Below are 12,975 nucleotides of genomic sequence, written 5' to 3' on the forward strand. Positions count from 1 at the left end.
CTAAGAGTCTGATTATAGGAGAAGTAATATGAAGGGCATGACAGTTAAGGAGATGGCTAAGGCTGTAAATGGTGTAGTTTACGCCCCTGAGTCATTTGAAGATAGAGAAGTTAGCTCTATTACAATAGATAGTAGAAAAGTTGAAGAAGATGGACTTTTTATTGCCATTAAGGGCGAGAGAAGTGATGGCCATGATTATATTGATTCTTGTTTTGATAAGGGCGCCCTTTGCGTAATTTCAGAAAAGGAATTAACTAATCCAAAGGGGGCATATATTAAGGTGGAATCTAGCCTTCAGGCCCTAAAGGACCTTGCCACACTTTATAGAGGCAATCTAACTAAGCTTAAGGTAGTTGGAATCACAGGTTCAGTTGGTAAGACAAGTACAAAGGAGACAATCTATTCTGTACTTTCAACTAAGTATAATACTCTAAAAACTCTTGGTAATTTCAATAACGAGATTGGTTTACCACTTACAGTTTTTAGAATTGAAGATAATACAGAAATCGCTGTTCTTGAAATGGGAATTAGCGATTTTAATGAAATGACTAGACTTGCTAAGATTGCAAGACCAGACATTGCAGTAATTACTAACATTGGCTATTGCCACCTTGAGAATCTCGGGGACAGAGACGGTGTTTTAAAGGCTAAGACAGAAGTATTTGATTACGTTAAGGAAGGCGGAAAGGCTATTCTTAATGGTGATGATGATAAGTTAGCTACAGTAAAGGAAGTTAAGGGCAGTAAGCCAATTTTCTTTGGTGAATCTAAGGAAAATGACATTTATGCCGATGAGATTGAAAGTCTAGGCCTTGATGGCACTAGATTTAAGATGCACAATTTAAAGACAGCCGATGGCGTTGGCGAAATTGTTGTAACATGCCCAGTTCCAGGAAGTCATATGGTGCTTAACTGCCTTGCAGCAGCTGCTGTTGCCTGCGAGTTTAACTTAAGCTCATCAGAAATTATTGAAGGTATCTCTAATTTAAAGACTATTGCTGGTAGAAACAACATCATTAAGACAGGAAAGCTTACAGTTATTGATGACTGTTATAATGCAAATCCAGTTTCTATGAAGGCTTCCATCGATGTACTAGCTATGGCTAATACAAGAAAGGTTGCCCTTCTTGGTGATATGTTTGAGCTTGGCACTGAGGAGAAGGAACTTCACAGAGGCGTTGGCGAATATATTAAGGATAAGGACATTGATCTTGTTCTTACAATTGGTGATTTAGCTAAGAATATCTATGAAGGCTTAGAAGGCGCTAAGGAAGCTCATCACTTTAATACAAAGGATGAATTTAGAGGCCAGATGTCTAACTTAATTAAGGAGAATGATAGCATCTTAGTTAAGGCATCTCATGGAATGCATTTTGAAGAGTTAGTGGAAGAGTTAAAGAATTTTTAACAGATTGATTTATGTTTCGGACTTGAAAGCATTTTTAAAAACAAAGAAAAAATCAAATATGAATTCTTACATGGATATAAGATATGTTTTATAACAACTAATAAACATCCACTAGCCAAGGAAAAAAGCCTTTCTATACAGCAAATCAAAGATGAGGATTTAGTTATTTTATCTAAGAATTTTAGTAAGCAATATTATGATGACTTTATGACTGCTTGCCAAAAAGACGGATATAAGGCAAAAATCAAAAAAGAAGTGGATAATCTAGATGAGTTAATTCTTTTAGTGGTTTTAGGAGAGGCAAGTGCTATTGCAGGCTCTAAACTAATAAAGGAAAAGGGTATAGTAGCAGTACCAATTAATAAGACTCATCATAATCCAAGCTATGTACTAGCTTATCAGGAAAATCATATAAGTAATTTAGGAACGAAGTTCTTATCATATATAAAAGACTATTTTGGAACACTATAACTTATGGTTATGGTGTTCCTTTCCTTTTTGGTATATTTCCCTTTTTGAATAAAGAGTTTATAATAAAAAAAGAAGATATTGATAAAAATTTATCAAGGAGGACGAATATGAATAATTCAGTTATTTTTAGTCAGTTAAAGATTGGTAAGATGACAGTAAAAAACAGATTGGAATGTGCACCTTACGGTAATGCTTTATTTAGAATGGATGGAGCTGCTGATAATAAGCAGATGATGCATTTTAGAAATCTAGTACGTGGCGGAGTTGGTATGGTAACAATAGGTTCTGCAAACTGTAACTTAGATTACGGTCCAGCACCAGTGCCATATATGCACAATCCATTTTTGCTTAGCAGTTATAAGAATATGGTTGAGCTTGCACACCAGTATGATGTAAGAATTGGTTGGGAACTTATTGGCGCTAAGGAAATGTTTATTCCAGCGGAAGTCCTTGTTAATACATATACAGTTGATGACATTCACAACTATCAAAAGGGAATTATTGAAGGTGCTGTTAATGCTCTATCCATTGGTTCTGATTACATTATGATTCACGGTGGCCACGGGGTTGTACCAGCTGCTTTTTATAGAGAATCAACTAATAAGAGAACTGATGAATACGGTGGAAGTTTTGAAAATCGTACAAGAATCATTCGTGAAATTTTAGAAGGCATTAGAGAAAAGGTGGGAGATAAGCTTGCTATTGAATATAGAATTTCAGGTGAGGAAATGCAAAAGGATGGCTTAACTGTTGAAGACCAGATTGCATTTGCAAAGGCTATTGAAGATTACGTGGATATCTTTAATATCTCTCGTGGTGTCTTAGAGAATAATGAAGATTTACCTTATGTTTTCCCTACGGTTTATGATAAGAAGATGATTAATGTGGAAAATGCTAAAAAGTTTAAGGAGGTTTTATCTAAGCCAGTAAGCGTTGTTGGCGGTAATAATGTATTTAACGCTGAGGAGATTATTAATAGCGGAGCAGCAGATATGGTAGCTATGGTGCGTCCATTTATTGCAGATCCATACTGTGTTGAAAAGTTTAGAAGAGGCCAGGCGGATGAAATTCGTCCATGTATTAGATGCAATAATTGTATAAATCAGACACACGGAAAACTTCACGACCTTAGATGTAGCGTAAATCCTTTAATTGGTAGAGAAGAGTACTTTGGTAGAGTTGAGAAGAAGGCAGACTCTAAGAAGGTCTTAATTATTGGTGCTGGTCCTGCAGGTCTTGAAGCTGCAAGAACAGCTAGCTTACGAGGTCATAAAGTCATTTTAATTGAGAAGTCTTCAGAACTAGGCGGAAACTTTATTAGAGCTGCTAAGGAAGAATTTAAGAAGGATTTAAGAAATTACCTTGATTGGTCTATTAGAACTGTCTGTCAGGATAAGAATATCGAAGTTAGGTTAAATACTGAGGCAGATGCTAGTTTAATTACTAAGGAAAATCCAGACGCTTTAATTATTGCAGTGGGTTCTGATCCAATCATTCCTAAATTTAGTGCAACAGGCACTGATAAGTTACAGTGGGTTGGAGAAGCAACTAATGACTCTCTTGGTGAAAATGTAGTCGTAGCCGGTGGCGGATTTACAGGCCTTGAGGCAGCTTATGGTTATGCACTTGCAGGAAAGAAAGTAACAGTTGTAGATATGATTGATGAGTCAATGCTTGGTAATGGCGCATCAGTAATGAATAGCACTTCACTTCTTCAAAAACTAGAGGCTAATAAGGTAACTTGCATTTGCAATACAAAGGTAGTTGATGTAACAAGTGAAGGTATCAAGATTTCTAATAAGGATGGAGAAAAGGTGCTTCCTTGCGATAATGTTGTATTATCCTTTGGACAGCGACCAAAGACAGCCTTAGTTGATGAGTTAAAGAACATTGTTCCTGAGACTTATGTTATTGGTGATTGCTCAAGTGTTGGTGGAACTGTATGGCAGGCTGTACGTTCAGGTTTTGAAATGGCCTTTGAATTATAGTTTCTAGCGGTAAATTAATTACAAAATCATAGATTAGAATAAAGATAATGATTGAGAATCCTAGGAAAGTAAATTTTCTAGGATTCTTTTTTATTTATTTCTATTAAAGAATCCTAATTTAACACAATATTCAAGATTTCTATGTAAAATATTTATTAAGCAAGGATAAATTTATTCCAAAATTTATACATGTTGATTTGTAAATAACACTGAATTATAGTAAAATATATTTAGATTTGATATGGAGGTAATTTTATAATGTCAAGAAAACTAGTTATAGGTGGCTTTTATAAGCATTTTAAAAATAAATTATATAAAGTAGATAATATAGTTTACCATTCAGAAACAAAGGAGGCCCTAGTTTTATATCAGGCTTTATATGGGGATTTTAAGCAGTATGTAAGACCTCTTGATATGTTTATGAGTGAAGTAGACCATGTGAAATATCCAGAGGTTAAGCAAAAGTACAGATTTAGCCAGGTTTCACTAGATGAATTTGGAAATGTAAGCCCAATAGATGAGGCAGAAGCTACATTTTCAAAGGCAGAAGAAGGTTCGGCAGCAGCAAGCCAGGCAGAAGCTGTAAAACCAGTGGCAGAAGCTACAAGTCCAGAGACAGATTCTAGTTCAAAGGAAGATAGAATCGCTAGCTTAGTAGAAAAATTCCTTGATTCAAAGGAATATGAAGATAAATTAGATGCTCTATTATTGCTAAATAATAATATCAATGATGATTTGATAGATTTATTTGCAGAATCCCTTGATATTGTAGTAGAGAAGGGTAGCTTAGCAGATAGAGTTAGGTCACTAAAGGCAGTTTTGCAAGCTCATACTAAGTATGAGGGAGGAAGACTTAGACGATAAAATTAAAGAACCGGAGGACATGAATGGAGATTACAGAAAAGAACTTTTCCCTTGTTACACAGGACATTAAAGAGTTAGCCAACAAAGCACGTTCAAACAACAAAATTAGCGAACCCTTATATGAGAAATACCAGGTAAAAAGAGGATTGCGTGATTTAAATGGTAAAGGTGTTTTAACCGGACTTACAGAAATTAGCGAAATCGTTTCAAGTTTTACAGACGAGAGCGGAAAATCCCATCCTTGCGATGGAAAGCTATATTATAGGGGTATAGATGTTGAAAATTTTATAGCGGGATTTACACAGGAGAAAAGATTTGGTTTTGAGGAAGCGACATATTTGCTTATGTTTGGAGAACTTCCATCAAAGCCACAGCTAGACAGATTTAAAGAGATGTTAGGGGAGTACAGACAGATTCCACCTAACTTCGTAAGAGATATTATTATGAAGAAGCCAAGTAAGGACATTATGAATGCCTTAGCTAGAAGTGTGCTTATGCTTTATTCTTATGATAATAAGGCGGATGACATTTCCCTTCCTAACGTAGTTAGACAGTGTATGCAGTTGATTTCAGAATTTCCTTTACTTGCAGTTTATAGCTACATTGCCTATAGACAGTCAACGGTTGGCGGTAGCCTTATAATTCACGAGCCAAGACCGGATCTTTCTACTGCTGAAAACATATTGTGGCTCCTTAGAGCAGACAGCAAATACACTAAGCTAGAGGCCCAGTTACTAGATGTGTCTTTGGTTTTACATGCAGAACATGGCGGTGGTAATAATTCTACCTTCACAACTCATGTTGTAACTTCTTCAGGCACAGATACTTATTCGGCAGTGGTTTCTTCCCTTGGCTCTTTAAAGGGACCAAAGCATGGTGGCGCCAATATTAAGGTCGTTAAGATGTTTGAGGACATTAAAGAACATGTAGAGGATTGGACAGATGAGGAAGAAATAGCAGAATATCTTGATCTCATTTTACATAAAAAAGCTTTTGATAAAACAGGACTTATTTATGGAATGGGTCATGCAGTTTACTCTCTATCAGATCCAAGAGCTAGAGCTTTTAAGGGCTATGTAGAGAAGCTTTCAAAGCAAAAAGGTATGGAAGAAGAGTATCATTTAATGACAAATGTAGAAAAAATTGCCGCAGAACTTATAGCTAAAGAAAGAAAAATCTATAAGGGTGTTTCTGCAAATGTGGATTTCTACTCAGGCTTTGCCTATAGAATGTTGGGACTTCCTATGGAACTTTATACTCCAATTTTTGCCATTGCTAGAATTTCAGGTTGGTCAGCTCATAGAATTGAAGAGTTAATCAACTGCGGTAAGATTATTAGACCAGCTTACATGAATGTACAGGAGAGAAGAGACTATATACCACTAGAAGATAGATAACACTTGAAATATATTTAATATTGTAGTAATCTTTGTTTAAGGGATTTAACAATTTAACATCTAACGAGAATGAGGTGGATTTATGAAAATTGTTGTTTTAACTGGGGGTGTAAGCAGCGAACGTAACATGTCTTTATATTCGGCATATAACATTTGCTCAAGCTTACGTAGATTAGGTCATGAAGCTAATATTTTGGACTTGTTCTTTGGCATTGATAGCGAAAGAGTGGATGGATTTTTTAAGGAGGACAATAACCTTGAAAAAGAGATTAAGCTTTTAAAGAACAGGACCTCAGAAGTTCATGACGAGGTAATAAGACGACAAGAAGGTAAACTTGGTATTTTTGGTGAAAATGTAATCGATATATGTAGAAAAGCCGACTTAGTCTTTATGTCTGTAAACGGTAAGGTTGGTGAAGATGGACATATTCAGGCAGTCTTTGACTTATTAGATGTAAAATATACAGGTTCAAGTCAGATGAGTTGCCTACTATCTCTTGATAAATATCTTACAAAAAAGGTATTAGTACCAGAAGGTATTCTAATGCCAAAGGGTTTTATGTTAAAGAAGGGCCACAAGGCAGAATATGTTCCTTATCCATGTGTTGTAAAACCATGTAGTACAGGTTCAAGTATTGGCGTATCTTTGGTAAATAACGACGAAGAGTTAACAAGAGCGATTCAAGATGCATTTTCCTTCGACAATAGGATTATCGTTGAAGAGTACATAGAGGGTAGAGAGTTCTCTGTAGGTATTCTTGATGGCAAGGCGCTTCCTGTTATGGAGATTCGACCAAAGGATGGCTTTAATAATTATAAGAGCAAGTGGGATCCAGACATGGAAAGCGAGAAGATTTGTCCTGCTAATCTTGATAAGGATACAGCTAGGAAAATGCAACGCTTAGTGGAAAAGGCTTGCGACATCCTTGATATGGATATCTATGCAAAGGCTGACTTGATTATGAGTGATGAGGGAGAAATTTACTTACTTGAAATCAATAGTCTCCCAAATATGTTAGATACAAGCGTATATCCAAATATGACGGCAGCAGATGACATTTATTATGATCAGTTAATTGATATAATTATTAAAAAAGCTAGATATTATATAGGTCATAATAATGGACAAAACTAGCTAAATTAGGTATATTAGTATTCTATTTAATATAAATTTGGAGGAAATAATATGAAGACTTTTAAGAAAATGACAACTGTTATTTTTGCTTCAGTTTTACTTTTCACATTAGTTGCATGTGGCGGAAGCAAGTCAGTTGTTGGTACATGGACATCGGTTGAGGATGATATTGTTTATACTTTTGTTTTTGAAAAGGATGGAACAGGTTCTCTTGATTTAAGTGGCGTTTCAGTGCCATTTGAATATAAGGTTGAAGATGACACAATTACACTTACTATGACTCTTCTTGGTACAACAGAAGAAGATGAGTATACTTATGAATTGTCAGATAAGACATTAAAGTTAACAGATGATGCTAATGTTACTATTGAGTTAACTAAGCAGTAAAATTAACTTGTGTTGGGCAATTTAGTTTGATTTTATAAGAGAATAATTGATTATTTAAGGAGCTGATAAAGTTTTACTTTGTTAGCTCCTTTTGCTATTTTGCACTAATACAAATCTTTTTTAAAAAGAAAAATGGTAAATTTTCCTAAGTGAACTTTTTTGTATAAATACCCCCATTTTAGAGGGTGTTACTTTTTATGTGCAATATGTATAATAATACCTATCGAGAATTTAAATTCTTGGTGAATATATCTAGCTGGTTGATTTATTGGTGAACAAGGTATTTCGCGGGGTGGCTTTACACATATTTTGCACCAATTATCACCACTAGATTAAAAAATGCTAAGGGACGGAGCATTTTTTAGTATTAATTAGGGAGGTATTTATGATTAAGAACTTTAAGAAGTATAAGGCTATGAGAATTGCCGCATCAGTTATGTCTGCTCTCATGGTCACAAGTCTAGTTCCAACATATCTTTACGTTGGAAATCAGTCAAGTATCGTTGCTTACGCTGCAACTGCAAGCAGTGAAAGCTCATTAGTTACATGGTCTGCTGCTGATCTTCGTGCTACAATCGGCGCTGATGCAGACTCAAATCTTAGATTAGTAGGTTTGTGGAGTACATTAACTGAAGATTCTTCAGATGAAGGTTATTTCCCAGATGGATTAGCAAAGGCTAATTCAACTGCAAAAGCTACAGAAAATGGTAGTGGAGCAGGCACAATTCCAACATCAGGTGCATATTTAGAATACACTGCAACTACTAACGGTACATTTACAATGGATGCAAAGGTTAGTAAGAACAAGACTCTTTACGTTGTTGATAGTGATGGAAATATTATTGTATCAAAAACAGCAGGATCAGAGTCATCTTTATATGACACAATTACCTTTGAAGTTACAGGTGGTAAGACATATTACGCTTATGTAGCTGGTTCAAAGGCTCAGATCTGGCAGGCTACATTTAAGGCTAGTGAAGTTACAGTAGATGCTGAAAGTCTTTTTAATACAACTAGTTCTGCTACTGCAACTCAGGGCTTTATTTTAAGAGGTGATGGTTGGTCAAAGAATGATGCAACTGCAACTGATTCAGGTACATTTACAGATGGTTTAGCAATTGCCGGTGCAAATGTTAAGGCATTAGCTAATGGTAGCGGAAATGGTGCAATTCCTACTTCGGGTACATATTTAGAATATACAGCTATAGCTAATGGTTCAGTATCATTAGATGCTAAGATTAATAAGGGTAAGACACTATATGTTGTTGATAGTGATGGTACAGTTCTTAAGTCAGTAACAGCTGATATAAATGCATCTCTTTATGATACTGTAACATTTGATGTAACAGCAGGAAAGACATATTATGCTTATGTATCTGGATCAAAGATTCAAATATGGCAGGCAAAGTTTAGCCCAATTAGCGAAGCTGAACAGACTCCTTGGGATGAGGTAGAGGCTCCAAAGGTAACTTCAATTGAAGAATCAGGAATGAATCTTGTAGTTAACTTTGAAGGAAATGTTGATTCTATAACAGGTGCTGATGACTTACAGGTAACTTTATACTACGAGCAAGATGGCACATATTATGAAGTAGATACAGTAACAATTAAGAATAATACAACAAAGTCAGCTACATTTACTCCACTTTGGAGTGGTAACTACAAGGCTGTAGTAGCAGCTGAAAGAGCTGGTGAGGCAGTTAAGTATTCTGATGAAGTTTTTAAGACAGGTTATATTTTAGCTGTTAAGGAACCAGTTATTGAATCTATCATTACTAATGATGATGGAACAGTTTATCTTGATTGGTTAAATCTTGAAGATGCTGATAAGTATGATGTATATGCTAAGAGTTCAGACTCAGAAAATTACGAATTACTTACATCTACAGAAGATGCTAATGCAACAGTAACACTTGCAGAAGGCACATACGACTTTAAGATTAACGCAACAAGAAATTCTGATGGCTATGTTGCAACAACAACTAAGACTAGCGTTGAAATCAATAAAGAAGATGATAGAGTTTGGAATATTGCAACAGTTGGTTCTGCCCAGGAAACAAATGCAGTAATTACAACAGAAGCAGGAACAGAATCTATTAACATTTCATCTAAGGATTCAGCTACAGAAAAGGTTGGCTTAGTTGAGGATGTTACAAATGTAGCTAATACATCAGGTTCAATTGAAATCGCTGGTGCTTCAAATGGTAAGATTTCAGATGGTGAGGAAGGCTTCCAGTACTACTACACAACAGTAAATCCTAACACTGAAAACTTTAAGTTATCAGCTACATTTACTATTACAGATACATCACTTACACCTGATAACCAGACAGGTTTTGGTATCATTGCTTGTGATATGTTAGGTTATAATTTCTGGGGAACACCAGATTATGTTCATAAGTATTTTAACTCTGTATCAACACAGATGTTCTCAGCTAAGGCTGGTTTCATCGGACAGAGAATTATTACAGGTTACTCATCTATTGATACAACAGATTATACAGGCGTAACTCGTACAACAAATCAGCAGAAAGCTAATGGTCAGACAGCTAACTTTACTACAGGCGCTTCATATGAATTTACACTTGAAAAGACTAATGATGCTTGGGTATCAACAGTTAATGGAGTAGAAGTTTCTAGCTTAGATCTTTCTTGTCTTACAGTACAGGAAGATGGCTCAATTACAATTGGTGTATTTGTAGCTAGAAAGGTATCTGTTAATATTTCTGATATTAAGTTTGAAACATCTGATTCAACAGGTGTTGGTGAAGCTTCAGACTCTAGTGTTAGCACAGCAAGCGGTAGAATTTACTCAACAAATATTTCATCTGTTAAGGATTATGAATTCATTTATTCTCCAACAGCTTCAGGAAATATTGTTGTTTACAATGTTGATGGTTCAGTAGCTTACGAAGGACATTTAGCAGCTAATGAAGTATTAAGAACAACAGTTGAACTTACATCTGCAACTAATACAATTAAGTATGACTTTACACCAGATGGACCAGAGGTTCAGGAACTTACATCTTATCAGACATTACAGGGGTCAATCACTGTATCTTATAAGACAGTAGGAAATGTTAACGAGATTTTATATGTATCAGCAGACGGTAGTACAACAGCAGCTGGTACTAAGGAAGATCCAATGGATTTACAGACAGCTGTAAATTATGCACAGCCTGGTCAGTACATTTTAATGCTTAATGGTACTTACAAGGGTAACTCATTAAAGATTTCAAGATCTATGTCAGGTACAGCTGATAAGCACATTAAGTTAGTAGCAGAAACAGCTGGAGAGGTAATTTTTGATGGCATGGGTATCAGCTTAACAGGTAGCTACTGGGATATTTATGGAATTCATGTTTATTATCCAAATGCAGTAGGTATCCAGGTTGGTGGTAACTATAACACAATTGAAATGTGTACAGTAGAAGGCTCTAAGAACACTGGTATTCAGATTAGTAGAGTAGATGGTGCAGAAAGAGAAGCTGGTTTAAGCGGATTATTATGGCCATCATATAACTTAATTAAGAACTGTGAATCATTTGATAACTGCGATAGCGGTAGAAATGATGCTGATGGTTTTGCTGCAAAGCTTACATCAGGTGAAGGAAATGTATTCTATGGCTGTATTGGTCATAACAATATCGATGATGGTTGGGATTTATTTGCTAAGACAATTTCTGGTGAAATTGGCGAAGTACAGATTATCAACTGTGTAGCTTATAACAATGGTTGGTTAACAACAGATGATATTACAGCAGCTGGATATGAATTCGGTGAAGGTAATGGATTCAAGCTTGGTGGTTCATACATGAAGGGTGGCCACGTATTAAAGAACTCAGTAACATTTGGTAATGTTGGTAAGGGTATTACTTCTAACAGCTGCCCAGACTGTAAGGTTTATAATTGTACATCTTATGGTAATGCAGTAGGTGATGAAGGCGTTTATAATGTAGGTCTTAACACTAAGGATAGCTTAGTTAAGGAATGGATTGTTTCAGGACTTATTTCTGTAACATCTACTGAGAACTCAACAACAGCTGATTTAGTACCTTACTCACTCTTAACAGAGAATAACTACCTCTACAATGGTAGCGAATCAAGAAATAATCAGGGTGTTGTAGTTACTGATGATTGGTTTGAAAATGTAGACCTTACAAATCTTCCTACAAGAAACGAAGATGGAACAATCAACATGCATGGCTTACTTGTTCTTACAAGTTCAGCTCCATCAAATTCAGGTGCAAGACTTGATGTAACATCAGATGCAGCTAAGTCATTACAGCCAACATTTGAAGCAGCATCAGTTGTTTATGAAATGTTAGATGGTGCAGATCAGACAATTGAAAAAGGTCAGGATTTAGTTCTTAGAAGCTCAGCTGATCTTAGCAAGTTTGAAATGCTTAAGATTGATGGTGTAATTGTTGATGAAGAAAATTACACACTTGCATCAGGTTCTACAATCGTAACTGTAAAGGCTGCTTACCTTAATACATTAGCAGATGGTAGCCATAGCGTTGAAATTGTTTCAACAGATGGAAATGCAACTACTAATTTCACATTAGTTGCAGCAGCTACAGTAGATCCAGCAAAGGAAGAAGTTGCAGCTGATACAGATCATATTACAGGCGAAATCGAAGTTACAGAAATCGCTGCAGATTCAGCAGATGTTTCAGCAGTAGTTTCAAACGATGCAGCTACATCAGAGACAGCAACAACAGATAAGAATACAGCTGATACAAATCCAGTGCTTCCATTAGTTATCATGTTAACATTAAGCATGGGTGCAGTTGTTTTAGTAAAAAAGAGAAGAATTGAGGAATAATTTGCTAACAAGAGTATAACTTATAATCATAGACTTCCAAATTTAGAGGGGCGCCAATTGGCGCCTCTCTTCTTCTTGTAGCTTTTGTAGTTAATTGCAAAGCGATTCACTAGTTGTGTGCGAGCACTTCCCCCACCCATGGGCACTTCTCAGATTGTAAAAAAACGACACAATTCATTTCCCTAGTTTACATATCCAAAATCCTATGTTAATATTTCACCCGTAATCATTTTCTTTAGTTGCAAGTCGCAACAATTTTCATTTTTATTTAAATTAATATTTTACAAAAGTTAAATCAAGGAGGAAATAATATGCATGATATTATTGAACATTACGGAAAGGTAATTATTGCCCTAGCAGGAGTTTTAGCAGCTACACTTTTAACAGCCGCTGTAGTAACAATCGTTTCAACAAAGACAAAGGGAGCTGTTGATAGCATCTCTTACGAGAATCAGATTTATAATGCAATTGATGCAGAATCTAACTAAAGAGGGTTT

Annotated in this window: 9 protein-coding genes; all 9 read left to right on the forward strand. The window is 35.8% G+C overall.

From position 1 onward, the window contains the following. The first annotated feature begins 28 nt into the window (after positions 1–28). The 9 genes from BLQ66_RS08825 (at position 29) to BLQ66_RS12055 (ending at position 12,966) form a co-directional block, all read left to right on the forward strand. On the forward strand, positions 29–1,408 hold the full coding sequence (locus BLQ66_RS08825; RefSeq protein WP_074521839.1) for a UDP-N-acetylmuramoyl-tripeptide--D-alanyl-D-alanine ligase: 1,380 nt from the start codon (positions 29–31) through the stop codon (positions 1,406–1,408). Between the two features lie 3 nt (positions 1,409–1,411). Next, positions 1,412–1,879, forward strand: a complete 468-nt coding sequence (locus BLQ66_RS11800; RefSeq protein ID WP_083330327.1) for a LysR family transcriptional regulator substrate-binding protein — start codon at positions 1,412–1,414, stop codon at positions 1,877–1,879. 107 nt (positions 1,880–1,986) lie between these two features. After that, positions 1,987–3,867, forward strand: a complete 1,881-nt coding sequence (locus BLQ66_RS08835) for an NAD(P)/FAD-dependent oxidoreductase (protein WP_074521841.1) — start codon at positions 1,987–1,989, stop codon at positions 3,865–3,867. A 258-nt stretch (positions 3,868–4,125) separates the two neighbouring features. Then, positions 4,126–4,731: a DUF1653 domain-containing protein gene (locus BLQ66_RS08840; RefSeq protein WP_074521842.1), complete on the forward strand. Its 606-nt coding sequence runs from the start codon at positions 4,126–4,128 to the stop codon at positions 4,729–4,731. Positions 4,732–4,754: 23 nt separating this feature from the next. Then, positions 4,755–6,128 carry a citrate/2-methylcitrate synthase gene (locus tag BLQ66_RS08845; protein ID WP_074521843.1) on the forward strand — a complete coding sequence of 458 codons (1,374 nt, stop codon included), beginning with the start codon at positions 4,755–4,757 and terminating at the stop codon, positions 6,126–6,128. 82 nt (positions 6,129–6,210) lie between these two features. Continuing rightward, entirely contained in the window at positions 6,211–7,263 is a 1,053-nt protein-coding gene (locus tag BLQ66_RS08850; protein ID WP_074521844.1) for a D-alanine--D-alanine ligase family protein, read from the forward strand. 51 nt (positions 7,264–7,314) lie between these two features. Further along, positions 7,315–7,650 (forward strand): DUF5640 domain-containing protein, encoded by a 336-nt coding sequence (locus BLQ66_RS08855; RefSeq protein WP_074521845.1) that lies wholly within the window; start codon positions 7,315–7,317, stop codon positions 7,648–7,650. Positions 7,651–8,035: 385 nt separating this feature from the next. Then, a complete protein-coding gene (locus BLQ66_RS08860; RefSeq protein ID WP_074521846.1) occupies positions 8,036–12,478 on the forward strand; it encodes a polysaccharide lyase domain-containing protein in 4,443 nt (1,480 codons plus the stop codon). A 311-nt stretch (positions 12,479–12,789) separates the two neighbouring features. Beyond that, positions 12,790–12,966: a hypothetical protein gene (locus BLQ66_RS12055; RefSeq protein WP_155885947.1), complete on the forward strand. Its 177-nt coding sequence runs from the start codon at positions 12,790–12,792 to the stop codon at positions 12,964–12,966. Positions 12,967–12,975 lie beyond the last annotated feature (9 nt).

The organism is Lachnospira pectinoschiza (genome assembly GCF_900103815.1).
GTDB classification, from domain to species: domain Bacteria; phylum Bacillota; class Clostridia; order Lachnospirales; family Lachnospiraceae; genus Lachnospira; species Lachnospira pectinoschiza_B.